Origin of the sequence: Pseudonocardia zijingensis, from assembly GCF_042657305.1 — a bacterium.
Lineage (GTDB): Bacteria > Actinomycetota > Actinomycetes > Mycobacteriales > Pseudonocardiaceae > Pseudonocardia > Pseudonocardia zijingensis.
Window position 1 is genome coordinate 114739 of sequence record NZ_JBHSKO010000013.1, and the last position, 21327, is coordinate 136065.

At 72.5% G+C, this 21327-nt stretch carries 21 protein-coding genes; 7 read left to right on the forward strand and 14 right to left on the reverse strand.

Annotated elements, in window-relative coordinates:
• Window positions 1-8 precede the first annotated feature (8 nt).
• Together ACFPL3_RS24015 and ACFPL3_RS24020 are read left to right on the forward strand one after the other, a co-directional pair.
• Complete coding sequence (locus ACFPL3_RS24015; RefSeq protein WP_343945125.1) at window positions 9-422, forward strand: STAS domain-containing protein; 414 nt, start codon at window positions 9-11, stop codon at window positions 420-422.
• A 140-nt stretch (window positions 423-562) separates the two neighbouring features.
• Entirely contained in the window at window positions 563-856 is a 294-nt protein-coding gene (locus ACFPL3_RS24020) for a WhiB family transcriptional regulator (RefSeq protein WP_142105004.1), read from the forward strand.
• A 65-nt stretch (window positions 857-921) separates the two neighbouring features.
• Here ACFPL3_RS24020 and ACFPL3_RS24025 read toward each other — a convergent pair whose 3' ends face one another.
• Both ACFPL3_RS24025 and ACFPL3_RS24030 read right to left on the reverse strand, forming a co-directional pair.
• On the reverse strand, window positions 922-1425 hold the full coding sequence (locus tag ACFPL3_RS24025) for a hypothetical protein (RefSeq protein WP_343945126.1): 504 nt from the start codon (window positions 1423-1425) through the stop codon (window positions 922-924).
• Window positions 1426-1657: 232 nt separating this feature from the next.
• Window positions 1658-3376 (reverse strand): SpoIIE family protein phosphatase, encoded by a 1719-nt coding sequence (locus ACFPL3_RS24030; RefSeq protein WP_343945127.1) that lies wholly within the window; start codon window positions 3374-3376, stop codon window positions 1658-1660.
• A gap of 81 nt (window positions 3377-3457) precedes the next feature.
• Between ACFPL3_RS24030 and ACFPL3_RS24035 the strand changes: the two genes are divergently transcribed.
• On the forward strand, window positions 3458-4180 hold the full coding sequence (locus ACFPL3_RS24035) for a FadR/GntR family transcriptional regulator (protein ID WP_343945128.1): 723 nt from the start codon (window positions 3458-3460) through the stop codon (window positions 4178-4180).
• Window positions 4181-4305: 125 nt separating this feature from the next.
• Here the strand turns inward: ACFPL3_RS24035 and ACFPL3_RS24040 are convergent, their stop codons facing one another.
• The 4 genes from ACFPL3_RS24040 to ACFPL3_RS24055 are packed head-to-tail and all read right to left on the reverse strand — an operon-like array spanning window position 4306 to window position 8768.
• Window positions 4306-5709: an Nramp family divalent metal transporter gene (locus ACFPL3_RS24040; protein WP_343945129.1), complete on the reverse strand. Its 1404-nt coding sequence runs from the start codon at window positions 5707-5709 to the stop codon at window positions 4306-4308.
• A 51-nt stretch (window positions 5710-5760) separates the two neighbouring features.
• Complete coding sequence (locus tag ACFPL3_RS24045) at window positions 5761-7269, reverse strand: tripartite tricarboxylate transporter permease (RefSeq protein WP_343945130.1); 1509 nt, start codon at window positions 7267-7269, stop codon at window positions 5761-5763.
• Between the two features lie 6 nt (window positions 7270-7275).
• Window positions 7276-7758 (reverse strand): tripartite tricarboxylate transporter TctB family protein, encoded by a 483-nt coding sequence (locus ACFPL3_RS24050; RefSeq protein WP_343945131.1) that lies wholly within the window; start codon window positions 7756-7758, stop codon window positions 7276-7278.
• Window positions 7755-8768: a Bug family tripartite tricarboxylate transporter substrate binding protein gene (locus ACFPL3_RS24055; RefSeq protein WP_343945132.1), complete on the reverse strand. Its 1014-nt coding sequence runs from the start codon at window positions 8766-8768 to the stop codon at window positions 7755-7757. Before ACFPL3_RS24055 ends, ACFPL3_RS24050 begins: the two co-directional genes overlap by 4 nt.
• A gap of 155 nt (window positions 8769-8923) precedes the next feature.
• Here ACFPL3_RS24055 and ACFPL3_RS24060 point away from each other — a divergent pair, with 155 nt between their 5' ends.
• On the forward strand, window positions 8924-9874 hold the full coding sequence (locus ACFPL3_RS24060; protein WP_343945133.1) for a 2-hydroxyacid dehydrogenase: 951 nt from the start codon (window positions 8924-8926) through the stop codon (window positions 9872-9874).
• Between the two features lie 1105 nt (window positions 9875-10979).
• On the opposite strand, the gene ACFPL3_RS24065 is transcribed toward ACFPL3_RS24060, so the two are convergent.
• From ACFPL3_RS24065 to larE, 8 genes are all read right to left on the reverse strand, one after another.
• Window positions 10980-11363 carry a DoxX family protein gene (locus tag ACFPL3_RS24065; RefSeq protein ID WP_343945134.1) on the reverse strand — a complete coding sequence of 128 codons (384 nt, stop codon included), beginning with the start codon at window positions 11361-11363 and terminating at the stop codon, window positions 10980-10982.
• A 97-nt stretch (window positions 11364-11460) separates the two neighbouring features.
• Window positions 11461-13236, reverse strand: coding sequence for an IlvD/Edd family dehydratase (locus ACFPL3_RS24070; RefSeq protein WP_343945135.1), 1776 nt, complete (start codon window positions 13234-13236; stop codon window positions 11461-11463).
• Window positions 13233-14030 (reverse strand): SDR family NAD(P)-dependent oxidoreductase, encoded by a 798-nt coding sequence (locus ACFPL3_RS24075; RefSeq protein ID WP_343945136.1) that lies wholly within the window; start codon window positions 14028-14030, stop codon window positions 13233-13235. Before ACFPL3_RS24075 ends, ACFPL3_RS24070 begins: the two co-directional genes overlap by 4 nt.
• Window positions 14006-15553 (reverse strand): UxaA family hydrolase, encoded by a 1548-nt coding sequence (locus ACFPL3_RS24080; RefSeq protein WP_343945137.1) that lies wholly within the window; start codon window positions 15551-15553, stop codon window positions 14006-14008. Before ACFPL3_RS24080 ends, ACFPL3_RS24075 begins: the two co-directional genes overlap by 25 nt.
• Window positions 15544-16851, reverse strand: a complete 1308-nt coding sequence (locus ACFPL3_RS24085; protein ID WP_343945138.1) for a nickel pincer cofactor-dependent isomerase, group 22 — start codon at window positions 16849-16851, stop codon at window positions 15544-15546. Before ACFPL3_RS24085 ends, ACFPL3_RS24080 begins: the two co-directional genes overlap by 10 nt.
• A gap of 58 nt (window positions 16852-16909) precedes the next feature.
• Window positions 16910-18058: a nickel pincer cofactor biosynthesis protein LarC gene (larC, locus tag ACFPL3_RS24090; RefSeq protein WP_379589659.1), complete on the reverse strand. Its 1149-nt coding sequence runs from the start codon at window positions 18056-18058 to the stop codon at window positions 16910-16912.
• The gene (gene larB / locus ACFPL3_RS24095; RefSeq protein WP_343945141.1) at window positions 18055-18735 is read right to left on the reverse strand and encodes a nickel pincer cofactor biosynthesis protein LarB; all 681 of its coding nucleotides are present in this window, start codon (window positions 18733-18735) and stop codon (window positions 18055-18057) included. Before larB ends, larC begins: the two co-directional genes overlap by 4 nt.
• Entirely contained in the window at window positions 18732-19559 is an 828-nt protein-coding gene (gene larE, locus ACFPL3_RS24100; protein ID WP_343945142.1) for an ATP-dependent sacrificial sulfur transferase LarE, read from the reverse strand. The genes larB and larE overlap by 4 nt, the downstream gene beginning before the upstream one ends.
• A 79-nt stretch (window positions 19560-19638) precedes the next feature.
• Here larE and ACFPL3_RS24105 point away from each other — a divergent pair, with 79 nt between their 5' ends.
• The 3 genes from ACFPL3_RS24105 to ACFPL3_RS24115 all read left to right on the forward strand — a co-directional run bounded on the left by ACFPL3_RS24105 (window position 19639) and on the right by ACFPL3_RS24115 (window position 21306).
• Complete coding sequence (locus ACFPL3_RS24105) at window positions 19639-20010, forward strand: STAS domain-containing protein (protein WP_343945143.1); 372 nt, start codon at window positions 19639-19641, stop codon at window positions 20008-20010.
• Between the two features lie 79 nt (window positions 20011-20089).
• Window positions 20090-20530 (forward strand): ATP-binding protein, encoded by a 441-nt coding sequence (locus tag ACFPL3_RS24110; protein WP_343945144.1) that lies wholly within the window; start codon window positions 20090-20092, stop codon window positions 20528-20530.
• On the forward strand, window positions 20527-21306 hold the full coding sequence (locus ACFPL3_RS24115) for a SigB/SigF/SigG family RNA polymerase sigma factor (RefSeq protein WP_343945145.1): 780 nt from the start codon (window positions 20527-20529) through the stop codon (window positions 21304-21306). Before ACFPL3_RS24110 ends, ACFPL3_RS24115 begins: the two co-directional genes overlap by 4 nt.
• Window positions 21307-21327 lie beyond the last annotated feature (21 nt).

Below are 21327 nucleotides of genomic sequence, written 5' to 3' on the forward strand. Positions count from 1 at the left end.
TGGCGTCGATGTCCGAGACGCGTGAGAACCTGCAGGCGGACCCCTCGTCGATCCGACACGGGGGAGACGCCGACGACCAGATCACCCTGTCCACCGCGCGGCCGGCCGCAGGGCAGGTCGTCATCACCGTCGGGGGCGAGGTCGACATGCTCACCTCCCCCCAGCTGCGCCTCGCCGTACTCGACCAGTTCGAGCCCGATGCAGGCGTGGAGCTCGTCGTCCTCGACCTGGACGGCGTCACCTTCCTCGGCACCAGCGGTCTCGCGGTGCTGATCGAAGTACGCGAGGCGGCCCACAACGCCGGGGTCGAACTGAGGCTCGCCTGCACCGCACGCCGGGTGCTGCGACCGCTCACGATCGCCGGCCTGGTGCCTCTCTTCGACATCCACGACAGCGTGGACCAGGCACTGGTCGCCACCTGACCTGCGGCGCGTCGCGCCGTCAGGGTGTGAGCTGAGTCACATCAGCTCGGACCGCGCTCTGGCGTGTTTGGTCGACGATCGACCTGGGAATCAGCACCTCGGTCGCCCGGTACGTCGGGCACGAACGACAAGAGGTGACGATGAGCGACGTTTCGAGGCTCCCCGGTCCCATGGACCACGCGTGGCAGTGGCAGCGCCTCGGGGCGTGCCGGGGAATGGACAGCGGCGTCTTCTTCCACCCCGACGGGGAACGCAACCCGTCGCGCGCGCGACGCACCGCGCAAGCCAAGGAAGTCTGCAGGCGCTGCCCGGTGATCGAGCAGTGCCGTGAATTCGCACTCCAGACGCGCGAGCCGTTCGGCGTCTGGGGCGGCCTCGCGGAGGCCGAGCGCCGTGTGATCCTCGAGCAGCGCGGGATCGCCATGGCCAGCTGATCACCCGCGATGCCCACCGGGCAGGTTCTGCGGAACCTGCCCCTCTTCTTTGCGCTCCTACCGGGCTACGAGCCGCTCACCACGGCCAGCTCCAGGCAGCGGTAGCGCAGCAGCGGGATGCCGTAGACCCGCGCGATCCGCTGCACGGCGCGCTCCACCACGGCGCGGGCCGGATCGGCGGGCGCCGGAGCCGGAGCGAGGCAGTACACGCCCGGCTCGGGATCGAACCCCATGAGCTCGCTCAGCGCCGCCACCAGGTCATCCTCCGCCCCGGCCGGCAGCGGGCTGGGCAGGCCGAGCCGGTGGAGCGCGAGCCCGTCGAGCCCGAGGCGGGCGGCACTCGCCCGCAACTCCTCACCCGGGTCGTCGAGGTCGTCGTCCTCGGGGTCGGCCCGGCTGTCGTCGGCCGCCACGAGCAGTTCGACCTGTGGGAAACCCGCGATGAGCTCGGCCAGGTGCGACTCCGGGCGCAGCAGCTCCATCGGGCTGACGGTGACCGCCACGGCCCGGGACGCGGGAACGGCGGCACCGCCGGTGGCGGAGCCCGCCACCGGCTCGGAGACTGTCATCTCCGAAACCGCGACCATCTGCAACATGTCCCCCTCGACCGGTCGTCGCCCCGCCCCCGGGGACAGACGATCCGACGCAGAGTCAACTCCCACCGGGCGCGCGAGGCGCGGCGTACCGGCGGTCCGTACGCCGAGCGGCGTCACGTGATCCGTGAGTGGTGTTTGGACGCGCGATGGGGCGGTGAACGGCGGGTGAACGCCGTTCGGCGCTCCCACCTGCGCAGACTCCGGATCAAGCGTCGAGCCGGACGGCCAGCAACGCCACGTCGTCACGCAGTAGCGGGGGGCAGCACACCTCCAGCACCCCGGCCACGACGTCCTTCGCGGCGGCCCCCCGCGGCAGCCCGACGAGCGTGCGCTCGATCAGTTCGGCCCGGTCGTCGGCGTCCTCGCCCGCGACATCGGTGAGGCCGTCGGTGTAGAGGAGCAGCAGCGTGCCGGGCGGGCAGCGGCGCACGGCCTCCGCCCGGCCGGGGCCGCTGCTGCGCCTGCCCAGGCTCCTGACGGCACCGATCATCGGGGAACGCTGCTCGTTCAGCCGCACCAGCGTGCCGTCCGGCTCGAGCAGCAGCGGGGCCGGGTGGCCAGCGTTGGCGTAGGACAGCACGCGGCTCCCGTCCGGGTCCGGCGCCTCGACCCGGGCGTAGACGGCGGTGGCCATCGCGGCCATGTCCAGGCCCTGCACCAGCTGGTCGCAGCGGTCGAGCACGGAGCCGGGACGGCGACCGTCCCAGGCGTAGGAGCGCAGCACGCCCCGCAACTGCCCCATCGCGGCGGCCGCGCGCAGGTCGTGGCCCACGACGTCGCCGACGGCGAGGCCGAGCGCCCCGTCGGGCAGGTCGAGCACGTCGTACCAATCGCCGCCCACCTGGTTGCCGTCGACGCCCACCAGGTAGCGCGCCGCCACCTGCACGCCCGCGACGTCGGACACCTCGGGCAGCAGGCTGCGCTGCAGCGTGACGGCCGCGGCGTGCTCGGTCTCGTACAGGCGGGCGTTGTCGATCGCGAGCCCGGCGCGGCCGGCGATGTCGGAGGCCAGGTGCAGGTCGCGGACGGTGTAGCGGCGCCCGTAGGGGTGCTGGGTGATCAGCGTGAGGGCGCCGAGCACGCGGCCCCGCGCTCGCACCGGCACCACCATCACCGAGCGCAGGCGCAGCATGTCGTAGACGGCCGCCGCGGCCGAGTCGTCCGGGTAGCGTTCGGCGCCCTGCTCCGGCAGCTCGGGCACGAGCACCGCCTGGTCGCCCGCCAGGACCTGCCCGGTGTCGCTGCCGCCGCCCACGTGGTAGTTGCGCAGCCGGCCGAGCTCGAGCAGCTGCTCTTCGTCGGCGGCGTCCCGGGCGGCCACGGCGAGCCGCCGCGGCACCCCGTGCGCCGGGGTGTCCATCACGTCCACCGCGCACATGTCCGCGAGCTCCGGCACGAGGCTGCGCGCCAGCCGCTCGCACGCGTCCACGACACCGAGCGCCGTGGTCATCTGCGTGGTGGCCTCCGCCAGCATCCTCAGCTGCGCCCGGGCCTCCTCGGCCTCGGCGTGCGCGGCCCGGCGTTCCTGCTCGACGACCACCCGTTCGGTGACGTCGTTCTGCACCCCGACGAAGTTGACGAGCTCGCCCGCGTCGTCGAAGACCGGCGAGATCCCGACCTCGTTCCAGAACGCCGTGCCGTCCCGCCGGTAGTTCAGCAGCACCTCGGTGATCGAACGGCGCTCCCGCAGCGCGTCGCCGATCCGCGCCACCGCGGCCGGGTCGGTGTTGCGGCCCTGCAGGAACCGGCAGTTGCGCCCCACCACCTCCGCGGCCGGGTAGCCGGTGAGGGCCGTGAAGGCCGGGTTGACCCACACCAGCGGGTGGTCCGGCTGCCGTGGGTCGGTGATCGTGAACGAACTGTCGGTGGCCAGGACCGCACGGTCCCGGAGCGCCTCGAGCCGCCGCTCGTCGTGATCCGCCACGCGGTCAGTGTCCCGGACGGTGGGAGCAGGGTCACGCCGTGCTCTGGGTCACGACCGCTGCGTCCCCTCTAAGGTTGACGGATGCGCCCCGGGCGAGCCGATGTGGTGGCCGAACAGCTGCTCGACCTCGTGCTCGACGGCACGTTCCCGATCGGTGGACCGTTGCCGAGCGAGTCCGACCTCGCGGTCCGGTTCGGTGTGAGCCGCCTGACGGTGCGGGAGGCGATCCGCTCGCTCGTCCCCACGCGCGTGCTCGACGTGCAGCAGGGCCGCTCCACGCTCGTCAACCCCACCAGCCTGTGGTCCCCGCTGGACGGCAGGCTGCTGCTCGCCCGCAGCCGCGCCGGCGCCGACCCGCTGCTGCTCCCGCGCAGGCTGATGGAGGCGCGCCGGGCCGTCGAGGTCGCGATCGTCGAGCTCGCCGCCGTGCGCAGGCAGGAGCCGCACCTCGAACGGCTGCGCGCCCTGCACCAGCAGATGCTCGAGGGCCACGCCCGCGAGGACGCCGCCGCCGCTGCCGAGGCCGACCTGGCCTTCCACGCGGCCCTCTTCGACGCCGCCGACAACGTCTTCCTCGACGCCCTGTTCGAGCCGCTCTCCTCGGCGCTGCGCGCCATGCGCCGGGAGACCTCGGCGGTGCGGGACTTCCGCAGCCACGCCCTCGACCGCCACGCAGCGATCCTGCGGGCGGTCGAAGCGGGCGATCCCGTGCAGGCCAGAGCCGCGATGGAGGCCCACCTGCAGCAGACCGAGGAGGACGTCGAGCACTACCTCGACCCCGCCGGCTCGGCTGCCGGGCGGTAGCGGCGCTACGGGCCGGCTTCAGGAGCGACCATTTGCCCTTGATCGCCGTGAGATCCGCCGTTTCGCCCCCTTCAAGGGGAGACAGCCTCCTGGTGACGCCGCGGGCCACCGCCGCGGCCCGCCTCCTAGATGATCCCGATGACGTCGAGCAGGGAGTAGACGCCGAGCAGCGCGATCGCCACGCTGCTCACGGCGAGGCACACCGCGAACGCCCGGCCGCCGTGCAGGCGCGGGTCGGTCTCGTTGCGCCGCAGCCAGTACACCGCCCACACCACGCCGATCAGGAAGATCCCGGTCATCACGCCCGCGATCTGCACCATGATCACCGGGGACTGGATCGTCAGGTAGAGCACGGCCCACAGGAGGGGCAGGGCCACCGTGAAGACCCGGATCCAGCGCAGCCGGGCGACCGGGTCCTGCCAGTCGAGCACCCCGAACGTGGCGAGCAGGTTGGTGTACATCCGCGCCCAGCTGGGGATGGCCGCCCACATCGTGGAGCCGAGCACCGCGATGGCGCCGAGCAGGAAGATGACGTTCGCCCACTCGCCGAGGGTGTCGGTGTACATCCGCGACAGGGTGGTGATCATCCCGTTGCCCTCGGGGGCGAGGCCCTGCGGGTGCAGCACGGCCGCGCCCATCAGGTAGAACGCCAGCGTCCCGAAGGTGTAGATCACCCAGGACATCATCGCGTCCTTGTACATCACCCGGATCCAGCCGTTCGCCCGCCGGACCCACGCCTCGCTGCCGTCGTTCGGGCCGACCCAGCGCGCGTACCCCTTCTCCACGCACCAGTACGTGTAGAAGGTGATCTCGTCGGCGCCGACGCCCGTGATGCCGAACATCGCCAGCGCTGCGCCGAGCGCGCCGGCCGGGATCAGGAAGGTGAGGCCGCTGCCCAGGTCGCCGATCCCGTACGCGAACGGCGTGGCCGGGAGACCGAGCGCGATGATCACGGTGACGGCGGTGAACACCACGACGAGCGTCGCGGCACCGCGCTCGATGAGCGAGTAGCGGTTGGAGTAGAGCAGCGCGATGCTGCCGATCGCGAGGATCGTGGTCCAGAACAGCAGCGACACGAAAGCGAGCGGGTCGCCGCCGATCGGCAGCAGGATGCTGAACGCCACGGCCGTGCCGCCGATGATCCCGCCGAGCTGCAGGAGCTTCGACAGCGCCAGCACCGCCCACAGCAGGTTCACCCAGCCGATCCCGAAGATCAGCGGCGGCACCTTGGCGTAGCCGGTGAGCGCGGGCTGGCCGGTGGCGATCGTCCAGCGGGCCAGCTCGATCTGCACGGCGACCTTCACCAGCGTGCTGATGATCACCAGCCAGAGCAGCACGAACCCGGCCTTCGCGCCGAGCGCCGTGGTGGCGATCAGCTCGCCGGAACCGACGATCGACGCGCTGAGGATCAGCCCGGGGCCCAGGTAGCGGACGCTGTCGCGCCACCCGGTGGGTGGCTCTTTGATCCCGTCCGCCGTGAGCGTGTACGGATCCGCCTTCACGACGGACCGCTCGGTGTTCTCGGACATCCTCGTCCTCTCGGGCTCACTCATCAGATGTCTGGTGGATGGTGGTACCCCTCACCCCGATGAGTCAACGGTCTGGCGCCTCCTGCGTACGAACGCACGGACGGCGGGGTAGGCCAGCGCCAGCAGCGTGATCAGCATCAGGAGCGCGCTGATGGGCCGGGTGAGGAATTGACCGAGGTCCCAGTTCGTCTTGATCACGCTCTGCATGAAGTTCTTCTCGACGATGGGGCCCAGCACGAGGCCGAGCACCACCGGTGCCAGCGGAAAGCCGCTGCGCTCCAGGAGGTACCCGAGTACCCCCAGCACCAGCATGATCACGATCTCGAGGTAGCCGTTGTTGATCGAAAAAGATCCGACCACGCAGAACGCCACGATCACCGGCATCAGCACCGACCCGGGCACCCGGAGGAGCCACCCGCTGCCCCGGATCGCGAGGTAGCCGAGCGGCACCAGCAGCAGGTTGGCCACGATGAAGATCAGGTAGATGCCGTAGAGCAGCGGGGCGTCGGAGTTGAACAGCTCCGGCCCGGGCTGCACGCCCTTCACCAGCAGCACGCCGAGCAGGATCGCGGTGATCGTGTCGCCCGGGATGCCGAACACGAGGGTCGGCACGTACGCCGACGCGAGCGCCGCGTTGTTGGCCGAGCCCGCCGACACGATGGGCTCGACGTGCCCCTCCCCCTTGCCGAAGAGGTGGCTCTCCTTCGAGGTGTTCTTCGTGGCCGCGTAGGACACCCAGGCGGCGATGTCACCACCGGCACCGGGCAGCGCACCGATCGTGCTGCCGATGACGTTCCCGCTCACCATGCCCCGCCAGTACCGCCGCAGCGTGCGCACGGTCTCGCGGAACATGCCCTGGGTGCGCAGGCGCACGACGTCCACCGGGCCGCTGGGCCGCAGCGCGTTGCGCAGCACCTCCGACAGCCCGAAGAGGCCGATCATCGCCGGGATGAAGCTGATGCCCTGCAGCAGGTCGACGCTGCCGAAGGTGAACCGCGCGTACCCCAGCGCGATGTCGATCCCCACCGTGGCCAGCAGCAGACCGATGAGCAGCGAGACGGCCCCCTTGACCTGCGAACCCTCGGAGATGATCACCGAGGCGGTCAGGCCCAGCACGGCCACCCAGAAGTACTCGTACGACGTGAAGAGCAGGGCGAACTCCGCCAGCAGCGGCGCCGCCACCATGAGCACCACCGCGCCGGCGATCCCGCCGATCACCGAGCCGAGCAGTGCCACCCCGAGCGCCCGCGCACCATGGCCCGCCCGGGTCTGCAGGTAGGCGTCCTCGGTGTAGGCGGCGCTCGCCGGCGTGCCCGGCATGCGCACAAGCGCGGACGGCAGATCGCCCGCGAAGATCGCCATCGCCGACATCGTGATCACCGCCGCCATCGCGGGCAGCGGGTCGAGGAAGAACACGAACGGCACCATCAGCGCCGTCGCCAGCGTGGCCGACAGCCCGGGGATCGCCCCGATGAACAGCCCGTACACCGCCGAGGCCAGCACGACCACGATCAGCGTCGGGTCGGCGAGCATCCCCAGCGCGGTCCCGAGATCACCCACGGCCGGCTACCCGAACAGACCCTGCGGGAGCGGCACCAGCAGCAGCTCCTCGAACACGACCATGATGAACCCCGTGGTGGCCGCCGACGCGAGCACCGCCACCACCGGGCGCGCACCCAGCACCCACATGAGCAGCGCCAGCAGCACACCCATAGTCAGCACGAAACCGAGCGTCTCGGCCAGCAGCAGGTAGGCCACCACGAGGCCGAGCACGGCGAGCGCCCGCAGCCGGGCCCGCGGGTCCGCTCCCGCGTCGGGCACGCCGTCCGGTTCCGGCACGGCGGCCCGCCTTCGAGCGAGCACGGCCTTCGCCACCAGCACCAGGCCGAAGAGCACCAGCAGCCCGCCGACCAGCCCCGGGAAGAGCGCCGGACCCGGCTGGCCGTCCGGGAGCTCCGGGAACGTCTGGACGTGCAGCACCACGGCCGCGCCGAGCACGGCGGCGAGCGCCCCGCCGACGACGTCCTGGCGCCAGGAGACCGTCGTCACGCGGCCAGCCCCGCCGCGCGCATGATCTCGCCCTTGTCCGCGTCCTGCTGCGCCATGTACTCGCCGAAGCCCGCGGCGTCGCGCCAGACGATGCCGAACCCGGCCGTGCCCATGAACTCCTCGTACTCCGGGCTGTGCACGATGTCGTCGAGGTGGCAGCTCAGCTCACCCACGACGTCCTCGGGCAGCCCCTCCGGGCCCACGATGCCCCGCCAGGCCGCCATCGTGAAGTCGATGCCCTGCTCGCGCAGCGTGGGCACGTCCGGGTACTTCGGGTCCCGCTCCTCCGCCATCACGGCCAGCGCCTTCGCCCGCCCGGCCTCGATCATCGTCTGGTTCTCGACGAGGCTCGCCGTCGAGATGTCGACCCCACCGGCCACCAGCTCCTGCAGCGCGGGCGCCGCGCCCTCGCTGGGCACCCAGCGGATCGCGTCCGGCGGGAGCCCGGCCTCGAGGAGCATGCCGGCCCGGGAGAGGTCCCAGATCCCGCCACGGCCCGTGCCGGAAGCGGTGATCACCCCCGGCTGCCCGCTCGCCTCGGTGAGCAGCTGCGACACGTCACCCCACGCGGAGTCCGAGCGCACCGTGACGCCCGCCGCGTCCTCGTTCACCAGCGCGATCGGCGTGAGCTGCTCGTAGGTGAGGTCGGTGAGGCCCTGCCAGTGCATCATCGTGATCTCGACCGTCGCCAGGCCGATCGTCGTGCCGTCGGGCCGGGCCGTGGCGATCGCGGTGTGGCCGACGACCCCGCTGCCGCCCGTCCGGTTCACGACGTTCACCTGAACGCCGAGCCGTTCCCCCAGCTCGGTGCCGATGAACCGGGCAACGCTGTCGGTGCCACCGCCCGCCGCCCACGGCACCACCAGCTCGATCTGGCGGCGCGGGAAGTCCTCGGACGTGTCGCACGGCGACGCGGGCGCGTCGTCGCCGCCACCTCCCCCGCAGGCCGCCAGCACCAGGCTGAGCGCGGCCGGGAGAACGGCGAGTCTGATGCGGCGGTGCAGCTGCATGGGTGACGGCTCCAGTCCACGGTGACGGTGCGGCGCTCCAGATGATGTGCACAGATCGCATACCGGTCAATCTCGATCTGCGGCTACCTGTATTCGAGAAGCGGATAACCCGGGCCGGTGCCGTCCACACCTGCGGCGCCGGGGAAAGTAGGGACATGACCCGCCCGACCGTCCTGATGCCCGTCCCCATGCACGACGTCGTGGTGGACGGCTGCGAAGAACGCTTCGAGCTCCTGCGGCTGTGGGAGGCCGACGACCCGGACGCCCTGCTCGAGCAGCGCGGCGCCGACGTGCGCGGCCTCGCCGTGGGCGGGCACTCCCACATCGACGCCGCGCTCTTCGACCGGCTGCCGAAGCTCGAGGTCGTGGCGAACTTCGGCGTCGGCTACGACAGCGTGGACGTCGGCGCGGCCACCGAGCGCGGGATCGTCGTCACCAACACCCCCGGCGTGCTCGACGACGAGGTCGCCGACACCGCGCTCGGCCTGCTCCTCATGACCGTGCGCGAGCTCGGGCGGGCCGAGCGGTACCTGCGCGAGGGCCGGTGGGCCGCCGAGGGCCACTACCCGCTCACCGACCTCACCGTCACCGGCCGCCGCGTCGGCATCCTCGGCCTCGGCCGCATCGGGGAGGCCATCGCCCAGCGCGCCGAGGCCTTCCGCATGACCATCGCCGGCTACCACAACCGCACCCGCAAGGACTCGCCGTACCGCTACTACCCCTCCCTGCTGGAGCTCGCGCGCGACGTCGACACCCTCGTGGTCGTCGTCCCCGGCAACGCCTCCACCCGCCACCTCGTCGACGCCGAGGTGCTGCGGGCCCTGGGCCCCGACGGCGTCCTCGTCAACATCGGGCGCGGCACCGTCGTGGACGAGACCGCCCTCGTCGAGGCCCTGCGGACCCGCACGATCCGCGCCGCGGGCCTCGACGTCTTCGAGGACGAGCCGAACGTGCCCCAGGAGCTGATCGACCTCGACAACACCGTGCTGCTCCCCCACGTCGGGTCCGGGAGCGAGCCGACCCGGCGCGCCATGGCCCAGCTGGTGGTGGACAACCTCGAGAGCTGGTTCGCCGAGGGCCGCGCCCACACCCCGGTCAACGCCTGACCGAGCAGCACACCCGCGCTCCCGCCGGCCGCCCATGATCAGCCCGAGAAGCACGTCACCGCGGGGCGGACGCGCTGAGGTACGCCTCGCGGCGGCCAACCAGGCCGGACCAGCCCGAGAAGCACACCACTGCACCCACCCCCACACTGACGTACGCCTCGCGCCGGGCCGACCAGGCCGCACCGGCACGAGAAGCACACCACCGCGGCGCCGTACGCACTGGCGTACGCCTCGCGGGGTCAACCACCCAGACGCCGGGCCGAGCCGCACACCCCTGCTGCCGCCCCCGCACTGACGTACCGCTCACCGCGGCCGTCTACGCCGGACCTGCCGAGACGCACACCACCGCCCCGGCCTCAGCGCTCACTCACGTCCGCCTCGCCGCCTCAGCCACCCAGAGGGCCGACCGAGCCGCGCCCGACTGCTGCTGGTGGCCGCACACCGGTTCGGGTGCTCGCACATCGGTTGCAGTCGGTGTGTGGGCGTCGGAGGTGATGTGTGAGCCAACGACCGGCCGGCAGCCAGCGCTCACACACCAGCTCACGCACTCACACACCGGTTGCAGTCGATGTGCGGGCAACGGAGGTGATGTGCGAGCCAACGACCGGCCGGCAGCCAGCGCTCACACACCAGCTCACGCACTCACACACCGGTTGCAGTCGATGTGCGGGCAACGGAGGTGATGTGCGAGCGGCAGGCGCCGATCGGAGGTCGCACATCGATCTGGGTGCGCAGACAGAGCTCCCACCCCCGCACTGACGTACGCCTCGCGCCGGCCGACCACGCCACACCGGCGCCAGTCGCACACCACCGCGGGGCCGTACGCCTGACGTACGCCTCGCGCGCCGGCCGACCACGCCAACCGGTGCGAGAAGCACACCACCGCGGCGCCATCCGCACTGACGTACGCCTCGCGCGCCGGCCGACCACGCCACACCGGCGCGAGAAGCACACCACCGCACCCGCCGCGACCTCACGTACGGCTCGCGGCGTCGGTCTCTTGGAGATCGCGCCGAGCAGCACATCGCTGCGGCTGTAGCAGCCGTAGCGTGCTTCTCGCCCCTCGCACCCGGTCACGCCGAACAGCAGACCCGCCGCTGGAGCGTCAGGCGACGAACGGCTCGACGCCAAGGCGGCCCCACGCGACGAAGGCCGCGAGCGCGAGGTAGGCCAGGTTCAGCAGCACGAGGCCGTACTGGCCGAACCGGCCGTGGGTGATCATCGCGCCGACCATGAGCAGGACCCAGCAGACGGCGGTGACCGCCACCATGACCGGTGCGATGCCGAGCACGGCCGGCAGGATCAGGCCGGCCGCGGCCAGGAGCTCGAGGATCCCGAGGGTCTTGACGAAGCCGACGCCGGCGTCGCGGGTCCACCGGCCGCCGTCGTGCGCCGCCAGCTTCTCCTTGGGCACGAACGTCTTGCTGACGCCGCCGGCCAGGGCGACCGCGGCCAGCAGCCCGGCCGCGATCCACAGAGCGAGGTCCATGACCCCTCCTTCGTTCCGGGTACGGCATCGAGACGCCGCCCGGGCGGCCCCTGTGACGGCGCATGAGGCACGTCACGCGGGGCCGCCGAGGAAGGGCTCAGTGGTTGTCGCGGGGCAGCCCCTTGCTCGCCACGCGCTGGTAGGCCACGGCGGGCTTGAGAACCATGCCCTCGGAGAGCTGGTCGACCATGCCGCGCTGGATCTCCTGCCACGGGGTCTGGGAGGCGGGCATCGGGTAGCCGCCGCCCTCCCCCAGGCGCTTGCGGCGTTCGGCGAGCTCCGCCTCGGGCACGAGCATGTCGGCGGTGCCCGCGTTGAGGTCGATGCGCACGTGGTCGCCGGTCTGCAGGAGCGCGAGGCCGCCGCCCGCCGCCGCCTCCGGGGAGGCGTTGAGGATCGACGGGGAGCCGGAGGTGCCGGACTGGCGCCCGTCGCCGATGCACGGCAGCGCGTGCACGCCGCGCTTGATCAGCTCGGCGGGCGGCTGCATGTTCACGACCTCGGCGGCGCCCGGGTAGCCGAGCGGGCCGGCGCCGCGCATGAACAGCAGGCAGTCCTCGTCGATCTTGAGCTCGGGGTCCTCGATGCGGTGGTGGTAGTCCTCGGGTCCGTCGAAGACCACCGCGCGGCCCTCGAGCACGTTCGGGCGCGCCGGGTCGGAGAGGTAGCGGTCGCGGAACTCCTGCGAGATCACGCTGGTCTTCATGATCGCGCAGTCGAACAGGTTGCCCTTCAGCACCAGGAACCCGGCGTCCTCCTGGAGGGCGTTGTCGAACGTGCGGATCACGTCGCGGTCGGTGGCCACCGTGTCGCGGCAGTTCTCGCCGATCGTCTTCCCGTTGACGGTGCGCGCGCCCTCGCGGATCAGGCCGTGGCCCATCAGCTCGTTCACGACGGCGGGCACGCCGCCCGCGCGGTAGAACTCCTCGCCGAGGTACTTGCCGGCCGGCTGCAGGTCGACGATCAGCGGGACCTCCAGCCCGAGCCGCTGCCAGTCGTCCATCGGCAGGTCGACGCCCACGTGCCGGGCCACGGCCGTGATGTGGATCGGGGCGTTGGTGGAACCACCGATCGCGGAGTTGACGACGATGGCGTTCTCGAAGGCCTCGCGCGTCATCACGTCGGAGGGCTTGAGGTCCTCGTGCACCATCTCCACGATCCGCCGCCCGGTGAGGTAGGCGTTGCGGGCGCGGTCGCGGTGCGGCGCCGGGATCGCGGACGAGCCGGGCAGGCTCATGCCGAGCGACTCGGCGAGCGCGTTCATGGTGGACGCGGTGCCCATCGTGTTGCAGTGCCCGGGCGAGGGCGCCGAGGAGGCCACCATCTCCACGAACTCGGCCTGGTCGATCTCCTCGGCGGCCAGCATCTCGCGGGCCTTCCAGACGATCGTGCCCGAGCCGGTGCGCTCGCCGTTGTACCAGCCGTTCAGCATCGGGCCGCCGGACAGCACGATCGCGGGGATGTCGACGGTGGCCGCGGCCATGAGGCACGCCGGGGTGGTCTTGTCGCAGCCGGTGGTGAGCACGACGCCGTCGAGCGGGTAGCCGTGCAGCACCTCGACGAGCCCCAGGTAGGCGAGGTTGCGGTCGATCGCGGCGGTGGGGCGCTTGCCGGTCTCCTGGATGGGGTGCACCGGGAACTCGAACGCGATCGCGCCCATCTCCCGGATGCCCTCGCGCACGCGGTCGGCGAGCCCGAGGTGGTGGCGGTTGCACGGGGCGAGGTCGGAGCCGGTCTGCGCGATCCCGATGATCGGCTTGCCGGACTGGAGCTCCTCCCGCGTGAGGCCCCAGTTCATGTAGCGCTCGATGTAGAGGGCGGTCATCCCCGGGTTGCCGGGGTTGTCGAACCATGCCTGGCTGCGCAGCGTCATGGCGTCAGCTGTCCTCCGTTGATCTCGATCACCTGGCCGGTGACGTAGCCGCTCATGCCGTCGTCGGCGAGGAAGAGGACGGTGCCGACGCACTCCTCCGGGGTGCCGGACCGGCCCATGGGGATCCCGGCGACCATCGCCGCCATCTGCTCGCCCGAGGTGTTCCGCTCGTGGAACGGCGTGACGATGATGCCCGGCGCGATGGCGTTGACCCGGATCCCGTCGCGTGCGACCTCCTTCGCGAGGCCGCGGGTGAAGGTGCTGACCGCACCCTTCGCGGTGGCGTAGGCCACCGAGCCGCCCGCGCCGCCGGTGCGCGCCGCCACCGACGTGACGTTGACGATCGCGCCGGCGCCCTGCCGCTGCATGACGGGCACGGCCTGGCGGCAGGCGGCGAACACCGAGGTGGTGTTGAGGTCCATGACGCGCGCGAATTGCCCGTCGGTCATCTCGGCGATCGGGGTGCGGCCGAGCAGGTCCCCCGCATTGTTGACGAGCACGTCGAGCCGCCCGTGGGCCGCCACGACCTCGTCGACGAGCCGGGTGGCCCCGGCGGGCGACGACAGGTCGGCTGACACGACCGACGCGGCGCCGCCCGCCTCCTGGACGGCGCTCGCCACCTTCTCCGCGCCCTCGCGGTTGTGCCCGTAGTGCACCACCACATGGGCGCCGCGGCGGCCGAAGCCCTCGGCGACGGCGGCACCGATCCCGCTGCCCGCCCCGGTGACCAGCGCGACCTTCCCGGTGAAGTCCAGCATCGACTCGCCCATCACATGACCGCCCCGAGCTGCCACGGCACGAACTCCTCCTGGCCGAAGCCGAGTTCCTCGGACAGCGTCTTACGGCCGGATGCGGTGTCGAGGATCTGCTGGAACAGCCGCGCACCCACCGACTCGACGGACTCGCCCGCGGAGAGGATCACGCCGCAGTCGATGTCCATGTCGCCGGACATCCGCTCGTACATCTCCGTGTTGGTGGCGAGCTTGATGCTCGGCGTGGGCTTGCAGCCAAGCACCGATCCGCGCCCGGTGGTGAAGCACATGACGGTGGCGCCGCCCGCGATGATCCCGGTGACCGAGACCGGGTCGTAGCCGGGCGTGTCCATGAACGTGAAGCCCTTGGCGGTGACCTTCTCGGCGTACTCGTAGACGCCGGTGAGGTTTGTGGTGCCGCCCTTCGCGACGGCGCCGAGCGACTTCTCGAGGATCGTGGTGAGCCCGCCCGCCTTGTTGCCGGGCGAGGGGTTGTTGTCCATCGACCCGCCGTGCTTCGCGGTGTACTCCTCCCACCAGCGGATCCGCTCGACGAGCTTCTCCGCGATCCCGGGGTCGACCGCGCGCCGCGTGAGCAGGTGCTCGGCGCCGTAGATCTCCGGGGTCTCACCGAGGATCGCGGTGCCGCCGTGGCGCACCAGGATGTCGACGGCCGCGCCGAGCGCGGGGTTGGCGGTGATGCCCGAGTAGGCGTCGGAGCCGCCGCAGTTGAGGCCGAGCACGAGCTCGCTCGCGGGGACGGTCTGACGCTCGACCTGGTTGGCCTGCGGCAGCATCTCCTTCAGCGCCGCGACGCCCGCCCGGACGGTGGCGACGGTGCCGCCCTGCTCCTGGATCGTCATCGTGGCGACCGGCCGCGACGGGTCGAGCCGCCAGCTCTCGGACACACCGCGGATCTGGTTGACCTCGCAGCCGAGCCCGAGCATGAGGAACCCGGCGAAGTTGGGGTGCTCGGCGAAGCCGGCGAGCGTGCGGCGCAGCACCGCGATGCCCTCGCCGTCGTCGGCCATGCCGCAGCCGGTGCCGTGGGTGAGCGCGATGACGCCGTCGACGTTCGGGTAGTCGTCGAGCAGCCCGGGGCGGCGGAACTGGTCGGCGATCATCTTCGCGGTGTGCGCCGAGCAGTTGACGGACGTCAGGATGCCCAGGTAGTTGCGGGTGGCGACCTTGCCGTCGGCACGCACGATGCCCTGGAACGTGGCGCGCTCGGCCTTCGGCACGAACCGGGTCTCGGTGACGTCGGCGCCCACGGCGTAGTCGCGCTCGAACATGCGGAACTCGACGTTGTGGGTGTGCACGTGGTCGCCAGGGGCGATCGGCGCGGTGGCGAACCCGATGATCTGGTTGTACTTGCGCACCGGCTCGCCCTGCGCGATCGGGGCGACAGCCACCTTGTGCCCGCGCGGCACGTCCCGGGCCAGCGTCACACCGTCGACGACGGTGCCCGCGGGCAGCGCCAGCGCGGCCACGACCACGTTGTCGGCGGTGTGCAACCGGACGCTCGGCTCCCCGCGCCGCCCGATGCTGATGGGTGTCACTGCCACGGCTGCAGCCGTCCCTCCTCGTCGAACGCCATCGCGACGGCGTCTCCGGTGATCTCCAGGTCGGGGTGGGCGTCCACGGCGGGGCGCAACGACTCGGACACCAGGAGGTGCTCGAGGTCGAGGGTGTTGCGCATGCGGACGAGCGTGACGGCGCCCGCGTCGGCCACACCGCAGGTGGCGACGGCCGCGGCGATCGCGTCCCGGTCGGTGGCGAAGGCCATCGGGATCTGCGCGCGCTGCGGGCCGCCCAGACCGGAGGTCATCGCGTTGATGTAGACGCTGCGCAGGTCGATGCGCTCGAGCAGGCGGAACGGAACGAAGTCGGCGAGGCCGATCCCTACCGCGTTGCCGTGGGAGGCGTCACTGACGTCGAGCACGGCGATGTTGCGGATCCGCGGCCGCTCGAACTCGGCGCTGCCGCGGATCATCATCCGGCCGATGACGTTGGTGTCCATGCCTGCGCCGGAGTAGTTCTTGCCCATCTCGTCGATCACGGCGACGTCGATGTCGTCGAAGGGCAAGGTGGCCATGCGGCGCTTGGAGTCGGCGAGCAGCGCGCTCTCGGCCTCGCCCGCGATGTCCGGGGCGTCCAGCAGTTCGATGCGGGCGGCCCGGTCGTAGGCGTTCTCGACGATCGCGATGCCGCCGAGCACCTTCCCGGTGTCGACGACCCGGCGCGCCACCCGCGGCACCCACACGGCCAGGTTGGCCGGGCCGAACCGGTGGATGCCCTCGGCACCGCGCTGCTTGCCCAGCCCGATCGCGATGATCTTGGCGATGCCGCTCTCGACGTCGCCCTGGAAGTCGGTGTGGGCCTTGACCCGGTTGATCGCGAGGATGCCGTCGGCCTTGGCGGCGTTGGCGTCGAGGTGCACGGCCGGGCCGTCGGCCAGCCGATCGATCTCGACGGTCTCCATCGTGGCGCGGATCGGCATGCCGACGCTCGCCTCGGTGATCCCGAGGTCGGCGAGCAGCTCAACCTGGCCCTCGGCCGTGGCACCGCCGTGGGAGCCCATGGCCGGCACCACGAACGGCTCGGCGCCCGCCGCGCGCAGCCACTCGCCCGCCGCGCGCACCACAGCGGGCTTGTCGTGGATGCCGCGGCTGCCCGCGGTGATCGCCACGGTCATGCCGGGGCGGATCCGCCCGCGCAGCGGCTCGAGCGCCTGCGCCGTGGCCGCGGCGACGTCGGCCACCTGGGCCGGGTCGAACCGCTGCCGCACCGGCAGCAGCCGCGGGAACGGTACGTCGTAGGTCAGGTTCCGGACGGCCTCGAACGGGCCGAGATGCGCGCTCACGACGTACCCCCTTGTGCGTGGCCTGCCGATCCGAGGCTATGTGCGCTGCCACACCCGGTCAACGGAACTCCTCTGATGTGTGAGCGGTAAAACGTCCGATGTCTAGGGCGCGCCGGGACACCTCGCGCAGCGGGAGGCCGAGCGCCGCGGCGGTGGCCGCCACGTCGTCGTGCTCGGGCTTCACCCCCCACGGACCGTGCTTCAGCCGGACGAGGTGCCCCTCGACCTCCACGGTGGTGGTGCGCCGGGGCAGCGCGGCCCGGTCCACGGGCGTGCGCCGCAGGCCGAGGCTCCCGGTCTCGGCGAGCACGATCCGCTCGCAGTCGGCGGCGCGCTCGGGCACCACCAGCACGTGCACGGTGTGGGCCGGCCTGCCCTTCTTCATCACGATCGGGGAGAGCCACGCGTCGGCGGCGCCCGCGTCGAGCAGGCGGCCCACGAGGTTGCCGAGCACCTCACCGGTGACGTCGTCGACGTTCGTCTCCAGCAGCAGCATCGGCTCGGCCGAGCCCGGGGCCTCCCCGAGCAGCGCCGGGAGCACGTTCGCCCGGTCGGCAGGGTCGCGACCGCCCGCGCCGTACCCGACGCCCCGCAGCGCCATCGCGGGCAGCGGGCCGAACCGCGTGCCCGCCGCGACGAGCAGGGCCGCGCCGGTGGGCGTCACGGTCTCGCCCTCGCCCGCCCCCACCACCGGGGCGCCCGCGCGCGCCAGCAGCGCCGCGGTGGCCGGTGCGGGCACCGGCAGCACGCCGTGGCGGGTGGCGACCGTGCCGGACCCCAGCGTGAGCGGGCCGCAGTGCACCTCGGCGACGTCGAGCAGCTCCAGCGCCGCCGCCACGCCGACCGTGTCGACCACGGTGTCCAGCCCGCCGATCTCGTGCAGGTGCACCTGCGCCGGGTCGAGACCGTGGATCCCGGCCTCGACCTCGGCGATCTCGCGGACGGCGCGCGCCGCGACCGGCACGTCGGCCACCCGCGCGAGCAGCTCGGCGGCGTGCCGCTCGGTGGCGGTGTCGCTGACGTCGACCACGGCCCGCGTGGCCCCGATCCCACCGCGTGTGACGCGCTCGGTGCGCAGGTCCCAGCCGTCCAGCCCGGTGCGCGCCACCGCGGCGCGCACGCCCTCGAGCGGGGCGCCGAGGTCGAGCAGCGCACCGAGCAGCATGTCGCCGGACAGGCCGCTGAACGGGTTGAGCCAGAGGATCACCGGGCGACCCGCTGTGCTGCGCGCAGCGCCATGCGGTGGGCCGCGATCGCCGCACCGAACCCGGAGTCGATGTTCACGACCACCACGCCGGCGGCGCAGGAGGAGAGCATCGCCAGCAGCGGCGTGACGCCCTCGAACACCGCCCCGTACCCGACGGAGGTCGGCACCGCGATCACCGGGCAGCCCACCAGCCCTCCGATGACGCTGGGCAGCGCCCCCTCCATGCCGGCCACCGCGATGACCACGTCGGCCGCGGCGAGCGTCTCCGTCTCGGCGAGCAGGCGGTGCACCCCGGCCACGCCGACGTCGCGCAGCTCCCGCACCGGCAGCCCGATCGCCGTGGCGACGGCCGCCGCCTCGGCCGCCACCGGCCAGTCGGAGGTGCCGGCCGAGGCCACCACCACCCGGAAGTCCCGGGGCGGCGCGGGACGCCAGACCAGCAGGCGCGCCACCGGGTCGTACCCGCCGCCCTCGACGGCCGCGACCACCTCGGCGGCATCCTCCGGGGTGATGCGGGTGACCAGCACCGGGCCGTCGTTGCCCGCGAGCAGCGAGCGCACCACGCCGATGACCTGCTCGACCGTCTTCCCGGGCCCGTACACCACCTCGGGCAGGCCGAGACGCGCCTCCCGGCCGGTGTCGGGCCGGGCGTAGCCCAGGTCGTCGAAGTGGGTCATCGGCTGCCCGGCATGCCCAGCAGCACGTTCATCCGGCCGCTCGCGAAGCCCTGCATGTCGAGTGCGCAGAACTCGAAGCCGGCACCGCGGACGGCCTGGTCGAGCTCGGAGCGCAGGTCCGCGGCCCGCGCCACGTCCTCGGGCGGCACCTCGACGCGGGCCACCGCGCCACCGCCGTGCGCCCGCACCCTGCACACCGGGAACCCGAGCGCGCGCACCCCCTCCTCGGCCAGCTCGATCCGGCGCAGCACCTCGGCGGTGACGGGGTCGCCGTAGGCCACCCGCGAGGACAGGCACGCCGCCGCGGGCTTCTCGGCCGTGGCCAGGCCCAGCGCCGCGCTGACCCGGCGCACGTCGGCCTTGCCGAAACCGGCGTCCAGCAGCGGCGCGATCGCCCCGCGCGCGGCCGCGGCGGCCTGGCCGGGCCGGTGGTCACCGAGGTCGTCGGTGTTGGTGCCCAGCGCGATCCGCGCCCCGGACAGCGCCGCGAGCGGCGCGAGCGCGTCGAAGAGCGCCGACTTGCAGTGGTAGCAGCGGTCGCCGCCGTTGGCGACGTACTCGGGCCGCTCCAGCTCGTCGGTGGCGACCTCGACGTGCGCGATGCCGTGCGCGACCGCGAACCGCCGCGCGGACGCCCGCTCGGTGCGGGGCAGGCTCGCCGACACCGCCGTGACCGCCACCGCGCGTTCCCCGAGCTCCTGCGCGGCGACGGCCGCCACGAGCGCCGAGTCGACCCCGCCGGAGTACGCGACCAGCAACCGCGGCTCGGCACGCACGCGCTCCCGCAGGACCGCGAGCTTCACCTCATCAGACGTGTCGGACACGCCCGCAGCCTAAGCGGGTGACGCGCCTCTTGGCACGGTCCGCGCGCGGTAGGGTCGGCCGCCGAGGGGGAGGTGAGAGATGGGCGAGTCGGGCCGGCCCAGCCCGGAATTCCTGGACACCACGCTGAGCCGGCCGTATCCGGACACCGCCGTCCTCGCGGCGCGCGGGGAGGTCGACTCGCTCACGGCGCCCGATTTCCGCGCCGCGATCGAGGAGCTGCTCGAGGCCTCGGAACGGGTGCTCGTGATCGACCTCACCGAGGTGCGGTTCCTCGCCTCCAGCGGCCTCGCCGCGCTCATCGCCGCGGCACACGCGGCGGAAGACCGCGGTATACGGTTGCGCCTGGTCATCTCCAACCGGGCCGTGCGGCGTCCGCTCGAGATCACCGGCACCGGCGAGTTGTTCGACCTGCACACCGACCCGGTGTCCGCCTGCGGGGGGCGCGATTGAACCCGCATGGACCAGGGAGCAAGATGAAGGTCGCCGGTGCGGCGACCGCACCCGACTGACCGGAAGGAGACCCGGCAGCGTGTCCGACCTGGACTCCCCCTCGCCCGCCGACACCCTCGACGGGGCATCGACCGTGGAGGTCCGGACGTCGGCGAGCGCCGCGCTGATCCCGACGATCCGCGCGGTCGCGTCCGACCTGGCCGCACGGGCCGACTTCGACCTCGACGCCATCTCCGACCTGCGGATGGCCGTGGACGAGGCCTGCGCCACGCTCGTCGACGTCGCGGCACCCACCTCGTGGCTGCGCTGCACGTTCCTGGTGCGCCCCGAACGCATCGAGGTGCACGCACAGGTGCAGACCAAGCACGCCGAGGCGGTGGTCTCCACCGACACCTTCGGCTGGCGGGTGCTGCAGACCCTCGCCGACGACGTCACGGTCCACCACGATCCCGGCGTGGACGGCGTCGGGCCCACCGTGGGCATCCGGTTGGACAAGCGCTCCGGCGACGTGATGCGGTGACCCGAGCAGACCCCGAGTACGGCCACCTCTCCCCGCTCCTCGAGCGCTACGCGGCGCTGCCGGCCGACCACCCGGACCGGGAGAAGCTGCGGGACGACCTCGTGCGGGGGTTCCTCCCGGTGGCCCACCACATCGCCCGCCGCTTCTCCAACCGCGGCGAGCCCCTCGACGACCTCGTGCAGGTCGCCACCGTCGGGCTGATCAACGCGATCGACCGGTACTCCCCCGACCGCGGCACCGACTTCTTCTCGTTCGCGGTGCCCACCATCAGCGGCGAGGTGCGGCGCCACTTCCGCGACCTCGGCTGGTCGATGCGGGTGCCGCGGCGGCTCAAGGACCTGCACGTGTCGATCAACGGCGTGGTGTCCGAGCTCTCGCAGAGCCTGGGCCGCGCGCCCAAGCCCACCGAGATCGCCGAGCGGCTCGGCGTGCCGGTCTCCGAGGTGCTCGAGGGCCTGGAGGCGTCCGAGGCGTACCGCAGCTCCTCGCTCGACGAGATGCTCTCCTCCGAGCAGGGCAGCGCCACCGTCGGCGAGCTGGTCGGCGAGGCCGACGCCGAGCTCGACCGCGTCGACTTCCGCCAGGCTCTGCGCCCCGTGCTCGCCGAGCTCGCCGAGCGGGAGCGCACCATCGTGCTGCTGCGCTTCTTCGGCAACATGACGCAGACGCAGATCGCCGACCGCGTCGGCATCTCCCAGATGCACGTGTCCCGGCTCCTCGCCCAGACCCTCGACCGCCTGCGCACCCGCCTGGACCCCGAGACGCGCGTCGGCTGAACACTGGGCGAGAATCGCGGC